Origin of the sequence: Streptomyces sp. BK340, from assembly GCF_007827595.1 — a bacterium.
In the GTDB taxonomy this organism is placed as follows: Bacteria; Actinomycetota; Actinomycetes; order Streptomycetales; family Streptomycetaceae; genus Streptomyces.
Genome location: NZ_VISR01000005.1, coordinates 60,106 through 83,946 on the forward strand (window position 1 = coordinate 60,106; position 23,841 = coordinate 83,946).

The window sequence follows — 23,841 nt, forward strand, 5'->3', positions numbered from 1 at the left end:
CGAACAGCTGTGCATGGTCCTGCGTCGTGCTTGTATGCAGTCAGTTTTTCCCACGGGCCGTCAGAGCACCATAAGCGGTGGCTGTGGGTCCAGGGTCATCCTTTACATAGGACCTTTCTGGCAAAAGTTACATAAAAGGGCATGGCGGGTGCCTCCGTTCGCCGCACGGACCCCTCCCGCGCCGCCCCGCGTACCCCGCGCGGGTGGCACCATGACGCGGTGACCCACGCACCACAGCACCCCATCCAGGTCGTCGCCCACCGGGGCGCCTCCGAAGACGCGCCCGAACACACCCTGGCCGCCTACAAGAAGGCGATCGAGGACGGCGCGGACGCCCTGGAGTGCGACGTACGGCTGACCGCCGACGGCCATCTGGTCTGCGTCCACGACCGTCGGGTGAACCGCACCTCGAACGGCCGCGGAGCCGTCTCCGCCCTGGAGCTGGCCGATCTCGCCGCCCTGGACTTCGGATCCTGGAAGACGCGCGAGGCCTGGCGCGGACGCGACGAGGAGCCCGACTGGGAGCACCGTCCGGAGGATCCTGCGGACACCTCCGTACTCACCCTGGAACGACTGCTGGAGCTGGTCGCGGACGCCGGGCGGCGGGTGGAACTGGCCATCGAGACCAAGCACCCCACCCGCTGGGCCGGACAGGTGGAGGAGCGGCTGCTGCTCCTGCTGAAACGGTTCGGGCTGGACGCACCGGCCTCGGCCGCCGAGTCGCAGGTGCGGATCATGAGCTTCTCGGCCCGCTCGCTGCAGCGTGTGCGGGCCGCGGCACCGACGCTGCCGACGGTGTACCTGGTCCAGTTCCTCTCACCCCGGCTGCGCGACGGACGGCTGCCGGCGGGCGTGGGGATCGCGGGCCCCTCGATCCGGATCGTGCGCAACCACCCGGCCTACGTGGAGCGGCTGAAGCGCGCCGGTCACCAGGTCCACGTCTGGACCGTGAACGAGCCCGAGGACGTCGACCTCTGTGTGGAGCTGGGCATCGACGCCATCATCACCAACCGCCCGCGCGCGGTGCTGGAGCGGCTGGGTCGCCGAGCGGGAAGCGGGCCAACAAGAGCCGGGTAAGGACCGGTGCACACCCCTTGACCCGGCCGCCCGGCTCGACGATCCTCCAATCTCGGCCACACCGCTGAATTCCAGCCACACGATGACAGGCCCGTCACAGGGAGTGCTCCGGCGCATTCGTTCCGTATGCGGTCGTTGCGAATGCGTCACCGGAAGGGGATTGGCCGGTTTCCGGTACAGGCCAATGGGGCATCCACACCGTGGCGTGGGGCAAAGGAGGTCTCGGGGGTGGCGTTGGTGGTGGCACAGGAGGTGCCCACGTCGTCGAGCATGGCCGTACCCCATGGCCCTGCGGGCGTAGGTAGGGCCAGGCACCGGATGCGTGCGCAGTTGCGCAGCGGCGGGGTGTCGGAATCGGTCATCGACGATGCCGTACTGATCCTTTCGGAGCTGTTGAGCAACGCCTGCAAACACGGGCGGCCCCTGGGCGACGCTCCGCCCGGGGACGGCGACGTACGCGCCGCCTGGCGGGTGGACACGCGCGGGCGGCTTACCGTGGAGGTGACGGACGGCGGCGGCCCGACCCGCCCGGCTCCGGCCACCCCGTCGGTGACCGCGCACGGCGGCCGCGGGCTGAACATCATCACGGCTCTGGCGGACGACTGGGGCGTCCGGGACGACATCCACGGCGAGGTGACGGTCTGGGTCGTGGTCAACGAGGACGTCCATGATCCGGATGCCGGGTACCGCCCCGGCGGTTTCGCTACGCGCGTCACCTCCTCCACGGTCGCGGCCATGGCCGATCTGGACTTCGCGGACGCGTTCGACGACCTGGACTGAGCGCGCCGGGGAGCAGTGGAACCGGACCGCCCGAGCCGCGCGGAGACAGGTGAGCCGTCCACAGGTTCACCCTGTCGGCGTCGCCCAAGTGTCCGTTGTCCACAGGTTCCCGTCGGCCGTGGCGCGAACGGCTAGGCTCCCGCCCGTACCAGACGAGCCGTAACCGGGAGACCCCACGATGGCCAAGAAGCGACCCCAGACGAAGGCCAAGCCGCAGATCACGGACGGAGAGATCCCGGTTGTCGGCGCCCGCGAGCCCTGTCCCTGCGGCAGCGGCCGGCGCTACAAGGCCTGCCACGGCCGGGCCGCCGCGCACGCCGCGACCGAGCTGGTGCAGCGTCCGTTCGAGGGGCTCCCGGGCGAGTGCGACTGGGTGGCGCTGCGCGAGCTGGTGCCGGCCGCCACGGTGGAGCTGACCCTCAGCAGCGGCCTGCCCGAGGGCGTCCCGTCGGTCACGCTCGCCACGGTGCTGCCGATGGCCTGGCCCGCGCTGCGCCGCGACGACGGCTCGGTCCTGCTCGGCCTGCAGAACGACACGCCCTCCGGCGACATCAGCCGCGACCTCGCCGACACGCTCCAGCGTGCGCTGGAAGCCGCGCCCGGCACGCCGGTGGAGGGCCGCCGCGCCCCCGCCGGGGGTCCGCGCCTGCAGGACCTGCTCGAGCCGGAAGGCGCGTTCGAGCCAGTTGTGCACAGCGGCTTCGAGTTCTGGGTGCCGGACGCGGAGAACGCCACCCCGGACGTGGCCGCCTCCCTGGAGCGGGCCAACGCCGCAGCCATCCCGACCGTGAAGCTGTCCGGCGTGGACGCCGCCTACTGGTGCGAGACCCCCGAGAAGAACCACCTGCGCTGGGTCATGCCGCACCCGGAGGAGCAGCTTCTGGACGCTCTCGCCCGGCTGCACGCGGCCGGCCGCTCCAGCCTCGGCGAGGGCACCCGGCTGGTGGGCTCCTTCCGTGCTCACGGCCTCACGGTGCCGGTCTGGGACCTGCCGAGCGGGGTCACGGCCGACGACGTGGAGAAGCCGGCCGCCGAGTTCGCCGAGCGGCTCGCCGCCGCCCTCGCGGTCACCGAGCCGCTCACGGTCGACGAGCGCCGCGCGCGCGGCGGACTGACCAACCGGCAGGTCACCCTCAGCTGACCTCCCCCGGGGCACGTGTCACGGCTGAACGGTCGGTCAGCCGTGACAGCGGTGCCCGAAACAGGTGACTCCTGTCACAACTCCCCGTCGGGGCAGGGAAATCGTTGTCCGAATAGCCGAGATCGAATTTGCGAACCGCCGATCTCTTGTTACCGTTCCAGTAGCCCGGTTGCTGGTGCATCCCCCGTCGCCAGCAACCGGGCCTTTCCATGTCCGCATCCGGTGTACAGCGCGCCGGGTGGCGTCAACTCCCGTTCCTCTACTCGGAGTTGCTGCCCGAGTGCAGCAGCAGCCGCCCGTCGGCGCCGCGCGCCGAGAACTCGGCGACGGCGCTGTAGCCGTCCAGCGAGCCCCGGGTGCGTCCGCGGGGTGTCTCACAGGTGGCGGGCTCGTCGTCGGCGTCCGTGGCGCAGTGCGTCTGCACGGCCCGGCCGCCCGGCTGCAGCAGGCTCAGCACGGCGTCGACGGCCTCGCCGGTGGCGTTGCGGTAGTAGGTACGCGCCCAGGTGTCCTCGCCCTGGGTCAGCACACAGGTCTGCGCCTCGACGCCCTCGGGGGAGGAGAGCTCCGGCCCGCAGCGGGCGGCGGTGGCCAGGCCCAGGCCGAGCAGCAGCGGGGAGCGCGTGGGATCGACGGAGGGCATCTTCGCGTCCCCGTCCGAGGACGAGGCCCTGGACGACTTGGCCGACGGCGCGTGCGCGCCGGACCGGCCGCCCGCCGCCGGAGGTCCCGCGGCGTCGCCCACCTGCCCCGCGGACGCCACGGCAAGCGGCAGCACGACGGCGGCCACCACGACGCCCGCGAGGGCGAGCAGACGAAGCCTTCGGGGGTCCGGCCCGCCGCGGTGCGGCGAACGAGTGCCCTGGCCCCCAGAAATGCGCAGCATGTAGCGGAAGATAACGACCATGGACGGGCATCGGGCGGCGCCCGCGCCCGACACCCCTACAACTCGGGCGCGCTCACACCCGTACGAGTGAGGGCGTCGACCACCGCGTCCACCACTGCCTCCACGTCGGGCACCCAGGGCGAAGCCGACCCCGGCAGCGGCGCGCGCTCCCAGCGGACGGCGCCGTGGCCGGTCCCGGAGGGAGGCAGGGCGAGGTAGCCGCCCTCGCCGTGGAAGCGCAGCGAGCCGGGCACGAAGTCCTTGGCGTAGAGCAGCTCGCCGAGCTGCTCCATGGAGTACGGCTTGACGAGCACCGACCAGCGGGTCGGTGCGGCGATCACCGGGCCGAGACGCATGCCCCGCCGGTCGAGCAGGTCGAGGGCGTGGGCCGCCGCGGGCGCCGGCAGGCTGACCGCGCAGGGCGCGTTGCCGCCGGTGGCGAGGATGATCGGGGCGCCCGGCCGGTTGCTCCACCACCAGCGCACCATGCGCGCGTCGGTCGTGGCGGCGAGCAGGCCCGGGTCGAAGGGGTGCGCACCGGGCACCGTGCACTCCGGGTCGGGGCACGCGCAGCGGGCCCGTCCCTGCGGATCCGGGGCCACGCCCGGGAGCACGGGCCACTGCCATTCCGTCGCGAAGGTCAGAGCCGCGCCGATCAGCTCAGGCCTCCCGTCTTTCCGCCTGGACAGGAGCCTGCGTCGCCTTCCGAGGATCTCGCGCATGAGCGCTCGTTCCTTTCCGTTGCACCGCTGGCAACACCGTGGACCACATCACACCATGTGTCGATCACTTCACTGTGCGTACCTGTTGGCGCATCACACCCCTGCGCACAGCAAGGGGAACCCCAAACGGTCGAGCGTTGGCCGCGTCCTTAGTGCGTCTATCAAAAGCACGGGTGCGGCGTGGGGGTGGCGAAGTCTGGCGTTTTGCCGTCGCGCGTATTTCTCTCCGCCTCCGCCAGGGAGGATGGGGCTCGGCCGTCGGTGGCTATGACGCCCGGGTCCGTCGCCAGGTTCCGGGTGGCCCCCAACCACCCCTGGCCTTCACCGAGTACGTACCCATCACGACCGCTGTGACGCTCAGTAGAGCAAGGCCAGTCGACCGCAATGGACCGATACCTGAGGCAGTTTTAAGCCAACTTGGCAGTAAGGCAAGGGTTTCGGAAGAAACCCACATCAGACCCATGGACACCAGGAATCCCCGCAGGACAATGCTGGACATCCCCTCACGAGTGCGTGTACATGTGGAGACACTGCTAGCGGCGCAGAATGACATGGGGGTTTGCGATGCTTCTGAGCAATACGCACCGGTCTGAAAGCCGGACGCCATGAGCGCCCCGCACCCTCCGAAAGTGGCTGGAATCGATCCAGCGGTTCCCCCACCCGCACACACTGTCGCGCCCACACCCGCCGCCCCGGGCGCCGGCCCCTCCCCGGACACCGCACCGCCGGTCAGCAGCACCCCGGCCCCCGCCGGCCCCGCCCCCGGCACCCTGCTCCAGGACCGCCTGGCCACCTGGGTCTCGGACCTCACGACCCTCCACGAACTCACCGAACGCCTGTCCCGCACGGACGCACTCGAGCCCGCCCTCGAGGAGCTGCTGCGCGCCGGAGCCGCCCTCGTCGGCGCCCGCCGCGGTCTGGTCGTCCTGGAACCCGCCGGCGGACTCGGTCCCCGCACCTCCCTCGGCCTCGGCCTCGGCCGCGCCGACCTCGGCCACCTGGAGACCGTGCCGCGCGGCTCGCAGCCCTACGGCCCCCTCCTCGGCACCGGCGCCGGCACCGCCGAGATCGTGCACGCCGACCTGTTCGCCGAGGAGGGCCTCGACCCCCGCCACCGCGAGGTGGCCGCCCGCCTCGGCTACGCCGCCAGCTACGCCCTGCCCCTGACCGCCGAGTCCGCCGGCCGCCTCGGCGCCGCCGCGTGGCTGTACGACGAGGCCGCCGAGCCGGACGAGCACCACCGCCACCTGATCGGCCTGTACGTCCGCCACGCCGCCGAGCACCTCGCCCTGCTGGTGGAGGTGGAGCGCACGCGCGCGCGTGCGGCGACCCTCGCCGAGGAGCTGCTCCCCTCCCGGCTGCCTCGGGTGGCCGGCGTCCAGCTCGCCGCCCGGCACCGCACCGGTCCGCGCGGGGGCGGCGACTGGTACGACGCGTTGCCGCTGCCCGACGCCGCCCTCGGCCTCTCCGTCGGCTCGGTCACCGGCTCGGGCCCCAGCGCGGTGGCCGCCATGGGCCGGCTGCGCGCCTCCCTGCGCGCGTACGCCGTGATGGAGGGCGAGGACCCGGTCGCCGTCCTGTCCGACCTGGAGCTGCTGCTGCGCCTGACCGAGCCCGCCCGCTCGGCCACCGCCCTGTTCGCCTACTGCGAGCCGGCCCTGCGCAGGATCGCCCTGGCCGGCGCCGGGCACAGCCCGCCCCTGCTGATCGGCGAGCGCCGCACCGAGTTCGCCGAGACCTCCGTCTCCGCTCCGCTCGGCATGCTCGCCTGCTGGGAGGCGCCGAGCGTGGAGATCCAGGCCGAAGCAGGAGAAACCGTCCTGCTCTACACCGACGGGCTGCTGCACCGCACCGGCGACCCCATGGACCGTGCCTTCGCCCGGCTGCACGCGGCCGCCGCGAGCATCCCGCGCCCCATGCGCCGGGACCCGGGGGCCATCGCCGACCACGTGCTGCGCACCGTCCTGCCGGGCGGTCTGGACACGGCCGACAGCGAGGAGGACGTGGTCCTGCTGACGGCCCGCTTCGACTGAGAGCGCTCCCGCACCGCCTCGCATGGGTGGGCATAACAGGTCTTCCGGCCCGGGTCGCATTGTGTACGACCGTACGATGATGGAGGTCCCCGCTCGGCCACAAGCATGAGCGTCGCGGGCCCGGGGGGAGATCACATGCGTACCGAGGAGGATCACGTGTCCGACGAGCTCAACCCGGCTGTGCCCGATGAAGCTGCTACCGCAGCGGGCCCGGAAGCTGAGTCCGAGGAGCCCATCAAGCAGCGGAAGAACGGCCTGTACCCGGGCGTCTCCGACGAGCTGGCCGAGAACATGAAGTCCGGGTGGGCCGACACCGAGCTGCACGACCTGCAGCCGATCCCGCAGGCAGCCGAGACCGCCCGTCGCCGTGCCGCGCTCTCCGCGCGCTTCCCGGGCGAGCGCCTCGTCGTCCCCGCGGGCAACCTGAAGACCCGCTCCAACGACACCGAGTACGCCTTCCGCGCCTCGGTCGAGTACGCGTACCTGACCGGCAACCAGACCGAGGACGGCGTCCTGGTCCTGGAGCCGACCGCGGAGGGCCACAAGGAGACGATCTACCTCCTGCCCCGCTCCGACCGCGAGAACGGCGAGTTCTGGCTCTCCGGCCAGGGCGAGCTGTGGGTGGGCCGCCGCCACTCGCTGACCGAGTCCGAGGCGCTCCACGGCATCCCGGCCTCCGACGTGCGCGAGCTGGCCGACGCCCTGCGCGAGGCCACCGGCCCGGTGCGGGTCGTCCGCGGTTACGACGCCGGCATCGAGGCCGCCCTGACCGACAAGGTCACCGCCGAGCGCGACGAGGAGCTGCGGGTCTTCCTCTCCGAGGCCCGGCTGGTCAAGGACGAGTTCGAGATCGGCGAGCTGCAGAAGGCCGTCGACTCCACCGTGCGCGGCTTCGAGGACGTCGTGAAGGTCCTCGACAAGGCCGAGGCGACCAGCGAGCGCTACATCGAGGGCACGTTCTTCCTCCGCGCGCGCGTGGAGGGCAACGACGTCGGCTACGGCTCCATCTGCGCGGCCGGCCCGCACGCCTGCACGCTGCACTGGGTCCGCAACGACGGCCCGGTCCGCTCCGGCGACCTGCTCCTGCTGGACGCGGGCGTGGAGACGCACACGCTGTACACCGCCGACATCACGCGCACGCTGCCGGTCAACGGCACGTACAGCGAGATCCAGAAGAAGATCTACGACGCGGTGTACGAGTCCCAGGAGGCCGGTATCGCGGCCGTGAAGCCGGGCGCCAAGTTCCGCGACTTCCACGACGCCGCCCAGCGCGTGCTCGCCGAGAAGCTCGTCGAGTGGGGCCTGGTCGAGGGCCCGGTCGAGCGCGTCCTGGAGCTGGGCCTGCAGCGCCGCTGGACCCTGCACGGCACCGGCCACATGCTCGGCCTGGACGTCCACGACTGCGCGGCCGCGCGGACCGAGACGTACGTCGACGGCACGCTGGAGCCGGGCATGGTGCTCACCGTCGAGCCGGGCCTGTACTTCCAGGCCGACGACCTGACGGTGCCCGAGGAGTACCGGGGCATCGGCGTCCGCATCGAGGACGACATCCTCGTCACCGAGGACGGCAACCGGAACCTCTCGGACGGCCTGCCGCGCCGCTCCGACGAGGTGGAAGCCTGGATGGCGTCCCTCAAGGGCTGATATGACACTGATGGCCGGGCACCCGGAAGGTGCCCGGCCATCGGCGTGTCCGTACGCGTGCGCAGGATTCACGTGCCTAGGGGGAGGGTTTTCGTGGACGACTTCTGGTCCGGTGTGGGTGTGGACCTGCATCTCGAACCCGACGCGGCCGACGGCCGCCGGGTCGGTCTGGAACGGGCGCTCAGGGACGCCGTACGCGACGGGCGGCTCGCACCCGGCACCCGGCTGCCGGCCACCCGGCGGCTCGCGACGGAACTCGGCATCTCGCGCGGCACGGCGAAGTCGGCGTACGACCAGCTCGTCGCCGAGGGCTATCTCACGGCCCGGCAGGGGTCGGGCACCCGGGTCGCCGAGCTGCCGGCCCTGCGGGAGGAGGCGCCGGGAACGCCGCCGCACACGCGTGCGCCGCGTTTCGACCTCCGGCCGGGCAGTCCCGACGTGGGCGCGTTCCCGGCCGCGGCCTGGCTGCGCGCGCTGCGCCGGGCCATAGCGACGGCGCCCTCACTGGCGTACGACTACGGCGACCCGCGCGGCCGGATCGAACTGCGTACCGCGCTCTCGGGTTACCTCGGGCGGGCGCGCGGGGTGCTCGCGCCGCCGGAGCGGATCGTGGTCACCTCCGGGTACGTCCAGGGACTCGCGCTCCTCACCCGCGTGCTGGACGGCGCCTCGATCGCGATGGAGGACCCGGGGCTGCCATTCCACCGGGAGGTGGTGCGGCGCAACGGCGGGACCGTGCTGCCGGTGCGGGTGGACGAGCGCGGGGTCCGTCCGGCAGAACTGGGCGAGGCGGCCGCCGTGGTGGTCACCCCGGCCCACCAGTACCCGACCGGTGTGACCCTGCACCCCGAGCGGCGCCGCGCCCTCACCGACTGGGCACGCGCGCGCGGGGGGCTCATCGTCGAGGACGACTACGACGGCGAGTTCCGCTACGACCGCCAGCCGGTGGGCGCGCTGCAGGGCATGGCCCCGGGTCAGGTCGTCTATCTGGGCACCGCTTCCAAGACCCTCGGCCCCGCGCTGCGGCTCGGCTGGATGGTGCTGCCGCCGCAGCTGGTCGACGCGGTCGCCGACGCCAAGCTGCACAGCGACCACCACACCGAGACCATCGGGCAGCTGGCACTCGCCGAGCTGATCGACAGCCACGCCTACGACCGGCACGTACGCGCGTGCCGGCTGCGCTACCGGCGCCGCCGGGACCAGCTGCTGGACCGGCTGGGGGCGCGGCGGAACGTGCGCGGCATCGCGGCCGGGCTGCACGCGCTGATCGACGTCCCCGACGAGGCCGAGGCGGTGGCCCGCGCCGAGGCGGAGGGACTCGCCGTCGGCCGTCTGGGCACCCACTGGCAGACCCCCGCCGAAGGCCGGCCGCAGGGCTTGGTCGTCGGCTACGGCACCCCCCGCGAGCGGGCGTATCCGGAGGCGCTGGAGGTGCTGGCGAAGGTCCTGGAGGCCTGAAGTGGACCAGTGAAGCAGCCATGGATTGGGCCTGCTCATGGAGCCAATGAGTGCCTACCGTCATCGGTATGACGAACCGTCCGCAGCGCTTCCTGGCCCTCGCCCAGCTCGCCAACTCCGTCGGGGACGGCGCCTTCTACGTCACCTCGGCGCTGTACTTCACCCGCGTCGTCGGCCTGGCGCCCGCGCGCGTGGGGCTCGGGCTGACGCTCGCCTGGGCGGTCGGCTCGCTGGTCGGGGTGCCGCTCGGGCGGATCGCCGACCGGCGCGGGGCGCGCGGGACTGCGGTACTGCTGGCGCTGGGAACCGCGGCGGCAGTCGGGTCGTTCCTCCTGGTGCGGGGGTTCGTGCCGTTCGTCCTCGCCGCCTGTGCCTACGCCTCGGCGCAGTCGGGTCTGGCGGCGGCCCGGCAGGCGCTGCTGGCGGGGCTGGTGCCGGCCGGAGAGCGCACGGGGCTGCTGGCGCGGCTGCAGTCGACGCTGAACGCAGGGCTGGCGGTCGGCGCGGCGCTCGGCGGTCTCGCGCTGAACGCCGGTACGGCGGGGGCGTACCGGGCGGTGCTGATGCTCGACGCCGTGTGCTTCGTGGTGTGCGCGCTGATCCTGCTGCGACTGCCGGCGGTGGCTCCGGCGACGGCGGTGGCTACGCCGGGCGGGCGCCGGGAGCAGCGGTTCGCCGTCCTGCGCGACCGGCCGTACGCGCTGCTCGCGCTGCTCAACGCCGTACTGCTGCTGCGTCTGCCGCTGCTGAGCCTCGCGCTGCCGCTGTGGATCACGGAGCGGACCGGGGCGCCGGCCTGGCTGGCCTCGGCGCTGTTCGTCCTCAACACCGGGGTGGTCACGCTGTTCCAGGTGCGGGCGGCCCGTGCCGTCACCGGGCCGGCCACGGCGGTACGGGCGCTGCGCCGGTCCGGGGTGGTGATGTTCGTGTCCTGCGCGGTGTTCGCGCTGTCGGCGGGCCGGTCCGCGTGGCCCGCTGCGGTGATCCTGGTGGCCGGCGCGGTGCTGCAGGTCGTCGCGGAGATGCAGCAGTCGGCGGGCTCGTGGCAGCTGTCCTTCGACCTCGCCCCGGCCGACCGGATGGGTGAGTACCAGGGCTTCTTCGGCACGGGCGTCACGGTGGCCCGCACCCTCGGGCCGCTGGTGGTGACCTCGCTGCTGATGGGCTGGGGCACCCCGGGCTGGCTGCTGCTGGGCGCGCTGATGCCGGTGGCGGCCTGTGCGATGGGGCCGGCGGCCCGCCGGGCCGCCGGCCGTGCCGGGCGGAAGGTCACCGAGCCGGCCCTCGCGGGCTGACCGGCAACGCGTCCGGGAACAGCGCCCCCGCGAGGGCCCGGCGCCGGGTGATCGAGGTGTTTCTATGCTTTCCCGTCATGGCCGAGGAAGTCAGGAACGCCGCTCGTCGGTCCGCCGGGCGGCCTGGGAAAGCGCGGTGAAGGAAGGAAAGTCCGAGAAGAAGACCGAAAACGCACCCTTGGGCGAGAAAGTGCCTTACGGAACCGGAGCGTGGTCGTGCAGCACGCGCTGGAAGAGCCGGCAGTCCCGCCATTCCCCGTTGATATGGAGGTAATCGGGCGCAAGTCCGATCGTCTCGAATCCGCATTTCGTCAGAACCCGCTGCGAACCGGTGTTGTCGGTCAGCGTGGACGCCTCGATCCGGTGCAGTCCGATCGTGTCCCGGGCGATACGGCAGACCTGCTCCACCGCGGAGCTGGCCAGCCCCTGGTTCTGCTGGTCGGCGGCCACCCAGTACCCGAGATAGGAACTGCAGAAGGGGCCGTGCGAAATACCGGACAAGGTGATCGCCCCGACGATCCGGCCGTCCGGAGCCTCGAACACCCAGGGCACCAACGCGCCCTCGGTGAACTGCCGCAGCAGCCCGTCGATACGCTCCGCCTGACCCTCGGTGGTGAAGAAGGATTCCGGCCTGACCGGCTCCCAGGGTTCCAGGTGTTTACGGTTCTCCGTATAGGCGGAGGCGAGCGCGAAAGCGTCGGCCGCGGCGAGCGGACGCAGGATCACGCCGCCAGCTATTTTCTCGTGCTGCAATTCCAGGTCTCTGCCATGCATGCGCGCACCATAGCCGCGCGGACTCAGGGGAGGGACCGTCATGCCGTAAGCAGGGAAGGATCTTTCTTCCACTTGAGCATCTTGTCGAAGCTCACCACCGTCCCGCCCCGGCCCGGCTTGGCACCGATGTGCACGTGATCGGCGAGTTCCCGGATCAGACAGAGCCCGCGGCCGTGCTCGGCGTCCGCACGGGCGGGCCTGATGTCCTGGGTGCGGGTGAACCCGGGCCCGGCATCGGCCACCTCGATCCGGCACTTCTCGCCGTCGAGGTAGGCGGTCACCCGGTAGGCCTCCGAGGAGCCGTCGCGCGAGCCCCCGCCGTGCTCGACCGCGTTCGCGCAGGCCTCGCTGAGGGCGACGGACAGGTCGTAGGAGACGTCCGGGTCGACGCCCGCCGTCTCCATCGTGCCGATCAGCAGCCGCCGGGCGAGCGGGACGCTCGCAGCCTCGCGCCGCAGATGGAGTGACCACCAGATGCTCATGCTCCAGCCTCCTGGCCGCGGCTCGACATACAGTTACCTATTGCCGCCCGTACACGGCCGTAAGCACACCGTTGACGTGACTCCGCCCATACGGTCGATGCATCCCTGGAGGAATCGGTGTATGAGGGCAGGTCCCCGGGCGGAGGGTGATCTTCCATTCTTTTCGGTGATCTTTTTCGCCGGGGCCGGATTCCGCGCCCTGCCGTAGGAACCGGGTAAGGCCAGTGCGATGATGAGGCCGCCATGACTGCCCCTCACCCGCGCACGGCGCGCTCCGGAGCCGGACTCCGGTTCCTGCGGGCCGCGGTGTTCGCCGCGGTCTGTGTCGCGCTGGCCGCGGCCGGGCACACACTGGCCTCCTGCGCGCGCGTGCCGCTGTGGACGCTCGGCGCGGGATTCCTGGGCTCCCTGCTGCTCGTGGCACCGCTCGCCGGACGGCAGCGCTCGCTGCCCGGCATCGCGGCGCTGCTCGCGCTCGGCCAGACCGTGCTGCACACGCTGTTCGGGCTGGGGCAGCACGGGACGACCGCCGCGATGCCGATGAGTTCGGCCGACGGGTCGCTGAGCAGCGGTGTCCTCGTCGAACGGGCCGCCCGGCTCGTGTGCGGTTCCAGCCCCTCGGCGCTCACCCCCGGGCACGCCTACCGGCTCCTGCTCGACGCGCACCTCATCGACCCCTCGGGCCGGGCCGTGGGCGCCACGCCGGCCATGCACCACATGGCCGACGCCACCGGTTCCTCGGCGTCGCTGCTGCCCTCCCTGCCGATGCTGCTCGGCCACGTCCTCGCGGCACTCGCCGCCGGATGGCTGCTGCGCCGCGGCGACCTGGCCGTGCTGCGGCTGATCGCGCTGTCGGCGCACGGAGTCGCGGAGGGGGCGCTCGTACGATCCCTGCGCGGGGCGCTGGCACTGGTGTGCGCCCTGTGCGCCGGGCTGCTGCCCGGGGCCGAGCCCGGCCCGCGGGGCCGTCGTACCGACCGGGACGAGGAACCCGTCCCGCACACCACCGCACTCCAGCACACGGTGATCCGGCGCGGCCCGCCCGCCGCCGCGTTCCTCCTCGCCGCCTGACACGACGCGACCATCAACTCCACCGGAGCCGGAAACGGAGAACCGGACGGGAGCGGCCGCCGTCGTGCGGCACGCGCGCGTGCGCACCTCGGACCCACGGCACCACGAGTGGTGCCGCCACGCGCACGCGTACTCCTGAACACCACCGGAACTCACTCGGAGTGGAGTGCTCCCCGCCATGAAGACTTCTCGCATCGCCGCCGCCGCTGCCGTCGCGGGCACGGCCGTTCTCGCGCTGTCCGCCCCCGCCTTCGCGCACGTCAGCGTGCAGCCCGAAGGCACCGCGGCCAAGGGCGGCTACGCGGTCGTCGACTTCAAGGTCCCCAACGAGCGGGACGACGCCTCGACCACCAAGGTCGAGGTGAACTTCCCCGCCGACCACCCGCTGGCCTCCGTGATGCCGGAGCCGATCCAGGGCTGGAAGATCGAGGTCACCAAGTCAAAGCTGGCCAAGCCGCTGACCATGCACGGCGAGAAGATCGACGAGGCCGTCACCAAGGTCACCTGGACCGCCGACGGCGACGGCATCGAGCCCGGCTACTTCCAGAAGTTCCCGCTCTCGGTCGGCGCCCTGCCCGAGGACACCGACCAGCTCGTGTTCAAGGCGATCCAGACGTACTCCAACAAGGAGGTCGTGCGCTGGATCGAGGCGCAGAAGGAGGGCCAGGAGGAGCCGGAGAACCCGGCCCCGGTGCTGGAGCTGGCCGCCGCCACCGGTGACCACCACGGCACCTCGACCGCCGAGGACGCCTCCGACAAGTCCGACGCCAAGAACGAGACGACGGCGGCCGCCGACGCGGACGCGAAGGGCGACAGCGACACCACCGCGCGCGTGCTCGGCGTGGTCGGCATCGTCATCGGTGCCGCGGGCGTGGCCTACGGCGTCCTCGCCGGCCGGCGCCGGGCCGCCTGACCCACCGTTCCACATGCGCACCAGGGGTCGTGCGAGGCTGTCGTACGACCCCGGTGCGCACCGGAGTTCTCACATCTGGGACATTTTTCTATGCGCAAGAAGACCTTCGCCGCGGCCGCGCTGCTCGCCGCCGCCACCCTGACCCTCTCCGCCTGCGGCAGCGGTGGCGACGGAAAGTCGCCCGTCGCCGTGGTCTCCGAGGAGACCGACTCGGGCAAGGCCGCGACCGTCCTCGACCAGCCGTTCGAGAAGCCCGATCTGGTCCTCACCGACACGCACGGCAAGAAGTACGACCTGCGTGGCGAGACCAAGGGCCACCCGACCCTGGTCTACTTCGGCTACACGCACTGCCCCGACATCTGCCCGACGACGATGAGCAACATCGCCGTCGCCAAGAAGGCGCTGCCCAAGGCCGCGCAGAACGACCTGAGGGTCGTCTTCGTCACCACCGACCCCGACCGCGACACCCCCACCGAACTGGGCAAGTGGCTCAAGGGCATCGATACCCAGTTCATCGGCCTGACCGGCGACTTCTCCACCATCCAGGCCGGCGCCCGTTCCCTCGGCATCTCCATCGAGCCGACGAAGAAGGACAAGAACGGCAAGGCCGTCTCGGTGCACGGCACCCAGGTCATCGCGTTCTCGCCGAAGACCGACGGGGGTTACGTCCTCTACGGCGAGGACGCCACGGTCGACGACTACACCAAGGACCTGCCGAAGCTCGTCGAGGGAGCCAAGCCGTGAGGCGTGCCGTCCTGACCGCGGCCGCACTCGCGGGCGCCCTCGCACTCGCCGGCTGCGGCACCGGCTCCGGCTCCGGCTCGAGCTCCGCCAAGGCCGAGCTGTCGGTGCGTTCGTCCTACATGCCCCAGCCGGTCTCCGCCGACATGGCCGCCGGGTTCCTGACGATCACCAACAGGGGCGGCGCGAAGGACGAGCTGACCTCGGTCACCAGCGACGTCGCCGGCCAGGTCACCATGCACAGCACCGTCGGCGGGGCCATGGCGGAGAAGACCTCCTTCGCCGTCCCGGCGCACGGTCAACTCGTGTTCAAAAGCGGTGGCAACCATCTGATGTTCGAGAAGCTGAAGCGCAGGCCGGAGCAGGGGCAGAAGGTCACCCTGAAGCTCACCTTCGCCAAGTCCGGACCCCTCACCGTCGAGATGCCGGTGGAGTCCGCCACGTACAACCCGTCGACCGGCCACTGAGGGAGGGACCACCTTGACCCGGACCATCACCCCCCGTCTGCGGACCCTGGTGCTGCTGCTTCTCGCCGTCGCCGGCGCGCTGCTCGCGGGCGCCGGACCGGCCTCCGCGCATGCCGCACTGACCGGCAGCGACCCCGCTCAGGGGGTGGTGGTCGACAAGGCGCCCACCCAGGTGTCGCTCACCTTCTCCGAGAAGGTGGCGATGAACGACGACTCGCTGCAGGTCCTCGACCCCAAGGGCAAGAAGGCCCAGGTGGGCTCGCCCGCCAACGTGAGCGGGACGACGTACGCCGTGCAGCTGAAGAGCGGCCTGGCCAAGGGCACCTACACGGTCGCCTACCAGGTCGTCTCGGCGGACAGCCACCCCGTCTCCGGCGCCTTCACCTTCTCCATCGGGGCGCCCTCGCAGACCGTCGTCTCCGGGGTCGGGACCGCGGCGAACGACACGGCCGTCGGCTGGCTCTACGCGTTCGGACGGTACGTCTCGTACGCCGGCTTCATCGTGCTGGCGGGCGGTGCCGCCTTCGTACTGGCCTGCTGGCAGCGCGGCTCGGGCGTACGGGCCCTGCAGCGGCTCGTGGTCGGCGGCTGGCTCGCGCTCACCGCGGCCACCCTGTGGCTGCTGCTCCTGCGCGGCGCCTACACCTCCTCCGGGAAGTTCGGGGACGTCTTCGACCTCGACCTGCTCGGCCAGGTGCTGCAGACCAAGACCGGCGCCGCGCTGGTCTCCCGGCTGCTGCTGCTCGCCGCCGCCGCGCTGTTCATCGCCGTCCTCTTCGGCGCCTACAACCGCCGGGAGGAGGCCGAGGAGAAGCGTGACCTGACCTTCGGGCTCGCCATCGGCGGAGTGGTCGTGGCCGCCGGGCTCGCGGCGAGCTGGGCCATGGCCGAGCACGCCTCCACCGGGCTCCAGCCGGGCATCGCCATGCCTGTCGACGTCCTCCACCTGCTGGCCGTCGCCGCCTGGCTGGGCGGTCTGACCGCGCTGCTCGTCGCCCTGTACCGGGCCCCCGCGGACACGCCGGTCGAGACGGCCGCCGTCCACCGGTTCTCCCGCCTCGCGTTCGGCTCCGTCCTCGCCCTGGTCGCCACCGGCACCTATCAGTCCTGGCGCCAGCTCGGTTCCTGGTCCGCGTTCACCGAGACCCGGTACGGACAGCTGCTGCTGGTCAAGATCGGGCTGGTGGCGCTGCTGGTGGGGATCGCGTGGATCTCGCGGCGCTGGACGGGACGTCTGGCGGACGTCACGAACACGGTCACCGCCGCCAGGAAGGCGAGGCAGTCCGGGAAGGAAGGCGCCGAGGAGCACGAGAAGGTGCGCGTCTCCGCGTCGAAGGCCACCGCCGGCAAGGACAGCGAGAAGAACACCGGCAAGGGCGCCGTCCCCGGTGACGGCAAGCGCGCCGCCCAGCTCGCCCGGCAGCGGGCCGCGGTGGACACCGCCCGGCAGAAGCGGCTGCGGGACGCCGACGCGAACCGCTTCGGTCTGCGCCGCTCGGTACTCGCCGAGGCCGGCGTCGCGGTCGTGCTGCTCGCCGTCACCACCTGGCTCACCCAGACCGAACCGGGCCGCACCGAGCTGGAGGCCAAGGCGGCCACGTCGTCCTCGTCCTCCTCCGCGTCGAGTTCCTCGGGCACGCTGACCCTGGACATGCCCTTCGACACCGGCGGCACCGACGGCAAGGGCCTCGTGCGGGTCGACCTCGACCCCGCTCGCGTGGGCGGCAACGAGATGCACGTCTACGTCCAGCGGCCCAACGGGCGCGCCTTCGACATCCCCGAGGTGAAGGTCGCCTTCACCCTCACGGCGAAGAAGATCGGGCCGCTTCCGGTGACCCCCGACCACATCACCACCGGCCACTGGTCCGCGAGCAGCGTGCAGATCCCCATGGCGGGCGACTGGAAGATCGCCGTGACCGTGCGGACCTCCGACATCGACCAGGTGACCGTCTCCAAGAACGCGCAGATCGGCTGAACCACACCATGCCCGACCAGTCCCTTCCCCAGGCCCGTACGCCCGAGTCCGCGGTGCGGGAGCCCGCCGCCGACGGCGGCCACGGCATCACCCGGCGCGCGCTGATCGGCACCGCCGGGGCCACCGGGCTCGTGCTCGGCGCGGCCGGCGGAGCCGTGGGCTACGCGGCCGCGCCCGCCCAGGCCACCCCGCTGACCTCGGTGGGCTCCGATCGGGCGATGTTTCACGGGAAACATCAGGCCGGCATCACCGAGGGACTGCAGGCCCGCGGTCACCTCGTCGCCTTCGACCTGACGGCGGGCGCGGGCCGCAAGGAGGCGGCGGCCCTGCTGCGCCGCTGGTCGGCGACGGCCGAGCGGCTCATGGCGGGCGAGGCGGCGCCGCACGACGACACCGATGTGGCCCGGGACGCGGGCCCGTCCGCGCTGACGATCACCTTCGGCTTCGGTCACAGCTTCTTCGGCAGGACCGGTCTGGAGAAGCAGCGGCCGGGCGCCCTCGACCCGCTGCCCGACTTCTCCTCCGACCAGCTCGACAAGGCGCGCAGCGACGGCGACCTGTGGGTGCAGATCGGCGCCGACGACGCTCTGGTCGCCTTTCACGCGCTGCGCGCGATCCAGAAGGACGCCGGCAGCGCGGCCCGGGTCCGCTGGCAGATGAACGGCTTCAACCGCACCCCCGGCGCCACCGCCCACCCGATGACGGCCCGCAACCTCATGGGCCAGCTCGACGGCACCCGCAATCCCAAGCCGGCCGACGCCGACTTCGACAAGCGGATCTTCGTGCCCGCCTCGGGAGAGCCCGCGTGGATGGCGAACGGCTCCTACGCCGTCGTGCGCCGTATCCGCATGCTCCTCGACGACTGGGAGAAGCTGTCGCTCACGGCCCAGGAGGCGGTCATCGGACGCCGCAAGGCCGACGGTGCGCCGCTGTCCGGAGGCCGTGAGACGACCCCGATGGACCTGGAGAAGGCCGACGCCAAGGGCGAGTACGTCGTCCCGGTCAACGCCCACGCCCGGATCACCCGGCCCGACCGCAACGGCGGCGCGGCCATGCTGCGGCGCCCGTTCTCCTACCACGACGGCATCGACACGGACGGGACGCCGGACGCCGGGCTGCTTTTCGTCTGCTGGCAGGCGGACCCGCTGCGCGGCTTCGTACCGGTGCAGCGCAAGCTCGACCGCGGGGACGCGCTGTCGAAGTACATCCGGCACGAGTCGAGCGGTCTGTTCGCAGTGCCCGGCGGCGCGGCCGAGGGAGAGTACGTGGGACAGCGGCTGCTGGAGGGGTGATTCCGGGTTTCAAACCACCCGGTCGAGTGGCGTCCGTGAGACACGAGGGCCGCGTTCACCGGCGCCCATTAGGGTGAGGACATGCCAGCGAGCTATGCGTATCTCGGTCCCGAAGGCACCTTCACCGAAGTCGCCCTGCGCACGCTTCCGGAGGCGGCCACCCGCGAACTGATCCCGTACGTGTCGGTGCAGTCCGCGCTGGACGCGGTGCGGGCCGGCGAGGCCGAGGCCGCGTTCGTGCCGATCGAGAACTCCGTCGAGGGCGGCATCACCACCACCCTGGACGAGCTGGTCGCGGGCGAGCCGCTGATGATCTACCGCGAGGTGCTGCTGTCGATCACCTTCGCGCTGCTGGTCCGCCCGGGCACCGAGCTGTCCGACATCAAGACGGTCTCGGCGCATCCGGCCGCCCAGCCGCAGGTCCGCAACTGGCTCAAGAAGAACCTCCCGGACGTGCACTGGGAGTCGGCCGCCTCGAACGCGGACGCCGCCCGACTGGTCCAGGAGGGCCAGTACGACGCCGCGTTCGCGGGTGAGTTCGCCGCCGCCCGGTACGGCCTCGAGGCTCTGGAGACCGGGATCCACGACGCGGAGAACGCGCAGACCCGGTTCGTGCTGGTCGGCCGCCCGGCCCGGCCCGCCGCGCCGACCGGTGCCGACAAGACCTCGGTGGTGCTGTGGCAGCGGGACGACCACCCCGGCGCCCTGCGCGACCTGCTCGGCGAGTTCGCCACCCGCGGCATCAACCTCATGCTGCTGCAGTCCCGGCCGACCGGCGCCGGTATCGGCAACTACTGCTTCTGCATCGACGCCGAAGGCCACATCTCCGACCGGCGGGTGGCCGAGGCGCTGATGGGGCTGAAGCGGATCTGTCTGCAGGTTCGATTCCTCGGTTCCTATCCGCGCGCGGACATCAAGCCGGGCGAGGCCCGGGCCACCCTGCCGGGGACCTCGGACGAGGAGTTCGTCCGGGCCGCGGACTGGGTCGCGCGCTGCCAGGACGGCCGGTTCTAGCCAGTCGTACCTGCGTATCTTCGTTATCCACAGAAGTTATCCACAGGTCCGCTTCTCGACCTGGGGACAAGTCGACAAGGCAGTGCCATCCGGTCGACAAATCGTCCTGGACGTCCCAGATGCGGCCACCGCCCGGCAGGTCACCCTTCGTCCACTCGTTTCCTTTGGTTCATCTTTTGGAGCGACCCCTTTCCACCCGAAAGTGGGTGTCACCCCTGTTTGGACCGGGAATTCTTCAGTCCGGCCGGAACTTCCGGAGTGATCAATTCCGAAGTCCACAGACTTTCCGCACAGCCTGTGGATAACTCTCCCCGGAGTGCGGATTCCTGTGGACAACGGCCCAGCCAAGTCCCGCTCTTCACAAGGGAATCCGGTCAACCAGGGGTCGGCAGACTGCCTCGTTCCAGGGAATGAGACGGCCTTTATTGACACGACCCGACACTCTGCGTAATTGCCCCATAACGGCATGTAAGGCGCAAGTCGCAATAGTGGGTCGTGGCCCGGCAGCTCGCACCGGTAGCCTTGGCCTCGTGATTGACCTTCGCCTGCTTCGTGAGGACCCCGACCGTGTGCGCGCGTCCCAGCGCGCCCGTGGAGAGGACGTCGCGCTCGTCGACTCCCTCCTGTCTGCCGACGAGCGGCGCAGGTCCTCCGGCGTCCGCTTCGACGAGCTGCGCGCCGAGCAGAAGCAGCTCGGCAAGCTGATCCCCAAGGCCGGCCCGGACGAGAAGGCCGAGCTGCTGGCGCGTGCCGAGCAGCTGAAGGCCGACGTCAAGGCCGCCGACGCCGAGCGCGACGCCGCCGACACCGAGACCCAGCAGCTGCTGCTCCGGCTCGGCAACCTCGTCCACCCCGACGTGCCCGTCGGCGGCGAGGAGGACTTCGTCACGCTGGAGACGCACGGCACGATCCGCGACTTCGGCGCCGAGGGCTTCGAGCCCAAGGACCACCTGGAGCTGGGCCAGCTCCTCGGCGCGATCGACGTCGAGCGCGGCGCCAAGGTCTCCGGCTCCCGCTTCTACTTCCTCACCGGTGTCGGCGCCCTGCTGGAGCTGGCCCTGGTGAACGCGGCGATCGGGCAGGCCACCGAGGCCGGCTTCACGCCGATGCTCACCCCGGCGCTGGTGCGCCCGCAGTCCATGGCCGGCACCGGCTTCCTCGGCCAGGCGGCCCAGGACGTCTACCACCTCGACAAGGACGACCTGTACCTGGTCGGCACCTCCGAGGTCCCGCTGGCGGCATACCACATGGACGAGATCATCGACGCCGACCGGCTGCCGATGCGCTACGCGGGCTTCTCCCCGTGCTTCCGCCGCGAGGCCGGTTCGCACGGCAAGGACACGCGAGGCATCTTCCGCGTGCACCAGTTCGACAAGGTCGAGATGTTCTCGTACGTCGCTCCCGAGGACTCGCAGGCGGAGCACAAGCGCCTGCTGGAGTGGGAGAAGCAGTGGCTGACCTCGCTGGAGCTGCCGTTCCGCGTCATCGACGTCGCCTCCGCCGACCTCGGCGCCTCGGCCTCCCGCAAGTTCGACTGCGAGGCGTGGATCCCGACCCAGGGCAAGTACCGCGAGCTGACCTCGACCTCGGACTGCACCGAGTTCCAGTCCCGCCGGCTGCAGATCCGGGTCCGTGACGGCAAGCAGGTCAAGCCGCTGGCCACGCTCAACGGCACGCTGTGCGCCGTACCGCGCACGATCGTGGCGATCCTGGAGAACCACCAGCAGGCCGACGGCTCCGTGTACGTGCCCAAGGTGCTGCGTCCGTACCTCGGCGGCCGGGAGGTCCTGGAGCCGGTCGCCAAGTGAGCGCCGGCTTCCCGTTCCGACTCATCGCCACCGACCTCGACGGAACGCTCCTGCGCTCCGACGAGTCGGTCTCGCAGCGCACCCGTGAGGCGCTCGCCGCGGCCACCGCGGCGGGCGCGGCGCACATCGTCGTCACCGGCCGGGGGGTCCCCTGGACCCGGCACATCCTCGACGACCTCGGCTACGACGGCCTCGCCGTCTGCGCCCAGGGCGCGCAGGTGTACGACGCCGGGCGGCACCGTCTGCTGACGTCGGTGACCCTGGACCGGCAGCTGGCGGGCGTGGCCCTGGCGAAGATAGAGGCCGAGGTGGGCCCGCTGCGCCTGGCGGCGAGCCGGGACGGCCTGGACGGCGATGTGCTGGTGGGGCCGGGTTACGCGGTCAGGGGCGCCCTGCCCGCCACCCCCTTCACGGACGCGTCCGACCTCTGGGCCGCCCCGCTGAACAAGATCTACATCCAGCATCCGACGCTGGGCGACGACGAGCTGGCGGAGGCGGCCCGCCGGGCGGCCGGCGGATTCGTCACGGTCGCCATGGCGGGCGAGGGCATCGTGGAGCTGCTGCCCCTCGGCCTGTCCAAGGCCACGGGCCTGTCCCTGGCGGCCCGCCGTCTGGGGCTGAAGGCCGCCGACACCATTGCCTTCGGCGACATGCCCAACGACGTCCCGATGTTCGCCTGGGCATCCCGGGGCGTGGCAATGGCCAACGCCCACGAGGAGCTCAGGGCAGTGGCGGACGAGGTCACGGCCTCCAACGAGGAGGACGGGATCGCAGTGGTGCTGGAGCGGTTGCTGGGCTGAGCGTTCAGTCTTCTGCGCCGAGCTTTCGGCTTCTTCTGCGCTCGGCTTCTTCTGCGGAGGATGCACGGATCGAACGTGCGCGGGCTTTTCAGGCCCGACCACGGTTTAGCAAACCGGTGCCTTACCACTCGGCCAATCCTCCGGGTGGGCGGCCCACGCGAGAGACACGTCGCGTGCTCGAAGCGGCCGCCCCGGGCAGCTCCCATGAGCTCTACGGAGAGGTAGGGATCACTCCGGAGCCCGGCTCAGGCTGCCCTGAAGGGAGCTGGACGTACTGCCGTGCATGGACATCGCCCAACTCCTCTCCCAGAACGCGGCGCCGGGACACTCCCGGCGGACGGGGCACAACCACTGTGCCCCGCCGCCGAGTCGGGCGCCACTGAATTAACCGGGGGCCGCCACTACCGGCGGCGCCACCTGCGCCGGCGCGCCTTGCTGAAGAACCAGCCGGCCGGCGGTTCGTCGGACCGCCACGGCTGTGGCTCCGGCTGCTCGGCGCGCCAGCGGGCGGCGAGCATCCGGGCCCGGGCGGACGGCTCGGAGATGTCGGCGGCCCGTACGAAGTCCTGGTCCAGGACCAGCTCGTCCCAGACGTCACCGCCGGTCCGCCCTCGTCCCTCGTACCGCGGGATCTCCTCTGCCATCTGCGGCCTCCCAGCCGTGCACCGGCCTCCTAGCCGTACATCCGCCGCGCCCAGTCTGCCCGGACCGGGGTGAAGCCCCCGTCAAGGCCGTGACCTGTCACTCCTCGCCGGCCAGTGTCAGCGAGCGCAGCTTCTGACCCGCGTACCAGGTGGCGAGCACGGTGACCACGACCAGCAAGACCGTCGCCGTGGGCAGTCCGACGTCCGAGGTCACCAGGTCCCCGCCGGCCACCTTGTGGGCGACGGCGAGCGACCACTGCTGGACGCTCAGGGTGCGGGCGCCGGACACCAGGGAGCCGAACAGGGCCTCCCAGACGAGGGCGTAGACGAGGCCGAACACCACCGCGTGCCGGGACACCGTGCCGAGCAGCAGGAACATCGCCGCGTAGGCGATCGACGCGACCAGTGCGGCCACCGTGTAGGCAACGGCGATCTGCTGGCCGTTGCCGTTGAGGATGAAGCCCGCGACGAGCGTCGGCAGGGCCGAGAACACCATCGTCACGGCGATCGCCACGATCAGCTTGGTGAAGATGATCGTCGGACGCTTCACCGGCTTGGACAGCAGGTAGACGACGGAGCCGTCGTCGATCTCCGGGCCGATCGCGCCCGTGCCCGCGATGACGCCGATGATCGGCACCATCGTGGCGAGCGCGAGCCCGCCCAGCAGGTCGGAGGCCGTCTGGTCGTCGGCGCCCGCGAGGCCCCGGACGACGACGGAGATCGCGATCAGCAGGAGCGGCAGGGCGCCCAGGATGAGGGCCCGGCGTCGGCCGAGCAGGGCCCGGTAGGTGAGCCGGGCGACTGTGGGGTCGTACATCTTCGGC

22 protein-coding genes and 1 tRNA gene are annotated in these 23,841 nt (G+C 71.6%); 16 read left to right on the forward strand and 7 right to left on the reverse strand.

Annotation, left to right across the window (positions count from 1 at the left end; translation table 11 throughout):
* Positions 1-219: 219 nt before the first annotated feature.
* The 3 genes from FB157_RS12120 to FB157_RS12130 all read left to right on the forward strand — a co-directional run bounded on the left by FB157_RS12120 (position 220) and on the right by FB157_RS12130 (position 2,998).
* Complete coding sequence (locus FB157_RS12120) at positions 220-1,077, forward strand: glycerophosphodiester phosphodiesterase (RefSeq protein WP_145878822.1); 858 nt, start codon at positions 220-222, stop codon at positions 1,075-1,077.
* A gap of 141 nt (positions 1,078-1,218) precedes the next feature.
* Positions 1,219-1,857 (forward strand): ATP-binding protein, encoded by a 639-nt coding sequence (locus tag FB157_RS12125; RefSeq protein ID WP_145878824.1) that lies wholly within the window; start codon positions 1,219-1,221, stop codon positions 1,855-1,857.
* 178 nt (positions 1,858-2,035) lie between these two features.
* The gene (locus FB157_RS12130; RefSeq protein ID WP_145878826.1) at positions 2,036-2,998 is read left to right on the forward strand and encodes a DUF5926 family protein; all 963 of its coding nucleotides are present in this window, start codon (positions 2,036-2,038) and stop codon (positions 2,996-2,998) included.
* Between the two features lie 259 nt (positions 2,999-3,257).
* Here the strand turns inward: FB157_RS12130 and FB157_RS12135 are convergent, their stop codons facing one another.
* Together FB157_RS12135 and FB157_RS12140 are read right to left on the reverse strand one after the other, a co-directional pair.
* Positions 3,258-3,884, reverse strand: a complete 627-nt coding sequence (locus tag FB157_RS12135) for a hypothetical protein (protein ID WP_261386280.1) — start codon at positions 3,882-3,884, stop codon at positions 3,258-3,260.
* 56 nt (positions 3,885-3,940) lie between these two features.
* On the reverse strand, positions 3,941-4,606 hold the full coding sequence (locus FB157_RS12140; RefSeq protein ID WP_145878828.1) for a bifunctional DNA primase/polymerase: 666 nt from the start codon (positions 4,604-4,606) through the stop codon (positions 3,941-3,943).
* Positions 4,607-5,211: 605 nt separating this feature from the next.
* Here FB157_RS12140 and FB157_RS12145 point away from each other — a divergent pair.
* The 4 genes from FB157_RS12145 to FB157_RS12160 all read left to right on the forward strand — a co-directional run bounded on the left by FB157_RS12145 (position 5,212) and on the right by FB157_RS12160 (position 11,036).
* The gene (locus FB157_RS12145) at positions 5,212-6,639 is read left to right on the forward strand and encodes a PP2C family protein-serine/threonine phosphatase (RefSeq protein WP_145878830.1); all 1,428 of its coding nucleotides are present in this window, start codon (positions 5,212-5,214) and stop codon (positions 6,637-6,639) included.
* 156 nt (positions 6,640-6,795) lie between these two features.
* Complete coding sequence (locus tag FB157_RS12150) at positions 6,796-8,283, forward strand: aminopeptidase P family protein (protein ID WP_145879407.1); 1,488 nt, start codon at positions 6,796-6,798, stop codon at positions 8,281-8,283.
* A gap of 93 nt (positions 8,284-8,376) precedes the next feature.
* Entirely contained in the window at positions 8,377-9,741 is a 1,365-nt protein-coding gene (locus tag FB157_RS12155) for a PLP-dependent aminotransferase family protein (RefSeq protein WP_145878832.1), read from the forward strand.
* Between the two features lie 68 nt (positions 9,742-9,809).
* Complete coding sequence (locus FB157_RS12160; protein WP_145878834.1) at positions 9,810-11,036, forward strand: MFS transporter; 1,227 nt, start codon at positions 9,810-9,812, stop codon at positions 11,034-11,036.
* A gap of 195 nt (positions 11,037-11,231) precedes the next feature.
* Here the strand turns inward: FB157_RS12160 and FB157_RS12165 are convergent, their stop codons facing one another.
* Together FB157_RS12165 and FB157_RS12170 are read right to left on the reverse strand one after the other, a co-directional pair.
* Positions 11,232-11,810: a GNAT family N-acetyltransferase gene (locus FB157_RS12165; RefSeq protein WP_145878836.1), complete on the reverse strand. Its 579-nt coding sequence runs from the start codon at positions 11,808-11,810 to the stop codon at positions 11,232-11,234.
* A gap of 38 nt (positions 11,811-11,848) precedes the next feature.
* Positions 11,849-12,292, reverse strand: coding sequence for an ATP-binding protein (locus tag FB157_RS12170; RefSeq protein ID WP_145878838.1), 444 nt, complete (start codon positions 12,290-12,292; stop codon positions 11,849-11,851).
* A 243-nt stretch (positions 12,293-12,535) separates the two neighbouring features.
* Between FB157_RS12170 and FB157_RS12175 the strand changes: the two genes are divergently transcribed.
* From FB157_RS12175 to FB157_RS12215, 9 genes are all read left to right on the forward strand, one after another.
* A complete protein-coding gene (locus tag FB157_RS12175) occupies positions 12,536-13,363 on the forward strand; it encodes a hypothetical protein (protein ID WP_186581469.1) in 828 nt (275 codons plus the stop codon).
* A 178-nt stretch (positions 13,364-13,541) separates the two neighbouring features.
* Positions 13,542-14,276 (forward strand): YcnI family protein, encoded by a 735-nt coding sequence (locus FB157_RS12180; RefSeq protein WP_145878840.1) that lies wholly within the window; start codon positions 13,542-13,544, stop codon positions 14,274-14,276.
* 90 nt (positions 14,277-14,366) lie between these two features.
* The gene (locus tag FB157_RS12185; RefSeq protein ID WP_145878842.1) at positions 14,367-15,020 is read left to right on the forward strand and encodes an SCO family protein; all 654 of its coding nucleotides are present in this window, start codon (positions 14,367-14,369) and stop codon (positions 15,018-15,020) included.
* Positions 15,017-15,484 (forward strand): copper chaperone PCu(A)C, encoded by a 468-nt coding sequence (locus tag FB157_RS12190; protein ID WP_145878844.1) that lies wholly within the window; start codon positions 15,017-15,019, stop codon positions 15,482-15,484. The genes FB157_RS12185 and FB157_RS12190 overlap by 4 nt, the downstream gene beginning before the upstream one ends.
* A gap of 13 nt (positions 15,485-15,497) precedes the next feature.
* Positions 15,498-17,459, forward strand: coding sequence for a copper resistance CopC/CopD family protein (locus FB157_RS12195; protein ID WP_145878846.1), 1,962 nt, complete (start codon positions 15,498-15,500; stop codon positions 17,457-17,459).
* An 8-nt stretch (positions 17,460-17,467) separates the two neighbouring features.
* Positions 17,468-18,751, forward strand: a complete 1,284-nt coding sequence (gene efeB, locus FB157_RS12200) for an iron uptake transporter deferrochelatase/peroxidase subunit (RefSeq protein WP_145878848.1) — start codon at positions 17,468-17,470, stop codon at positions 18,749-18,751.
* An 81-nt stretch (positions 18,752-18,832) separates the two neighbouring features.
* Positions 18,833-19,765 (forward strand): prephenate dehydratase, encoded by a 933-nt coding sequence (pheA, locus tag FB157_RS12205; RefSeq protein ID WP_145878850.1) that lies wholly within the window; start codon positions 18,833-18,835, stop codon positions 19,763-19,765.
* Between the two features lie 530 nt (positions 19,766-20,295).
* Positions 20,296-21,573 (forward strand): serine--tRNA ligase, encoded by a 1,278-nt coding sequence (serS, locus tag FB157_RS12210; protein ID WP_145878852.1) that lies wholly within the window; start codon positions 20,296-20,298, stop codon positions 21,571-21,573.
* Positions 21,570-22,373, forward strand: a complete 804-nt coding sequence (locus tag FB157_RS12215) for an HAD family hydrolase (protein ID WP_145878853.1) — start codon at positions 21,570-21,572, stop codon at positions 22,371-22,373. Before serS ends, FB157_RS12215 begins: the two co-directional genes overlap by 4 nt.
* Before the next feature lie 54 nt (positions 22,374-22,427).
* On the opposite strand, the gene FB157_RS12220 is transcribed toward FB157_RS12215, so the two are convergent.
* The 3 genes from FB157_RS12220 to FB157_RS12230 all read right to left on the reverse strand — a co-directional run bounded on the left by FB157_RS12220 (position 22,428) and on the right by FB157_RS12230 (position 23,834).
* Positions 22,428-22,515: transfer RNA gene (locus tag FB157_RS12220), tRNA-Ser, on the reverse strand.
* A 259-nt stretch (positions 22,516-22,774) separates the two neighbouring features.
* A complete protein-coding gene (locus tag FB157_RS12225; protein WP_145878855.1) occupies positions 22,775-23,017 on the reverse strand; it encodes a hypothetical protein in 243 nt (80 codons plus the stop codon).
* A 97-nt stretch (positions 23,018-23,114) separates the two neighbouring features.
* Positions 23,115-23,834, reverse strand: a complete 720-nt coding sequence (locus tag FB157_RS12230; RefSeq protein ID WP_145878857.1) for an ABC transporter permease subunit — start codon at positions 23,832-23,834, stop codon at positions 23,115-23,117.
* Between the last annotated feature and the right edge of the window lie 7 nt (positions 23,835-23,841).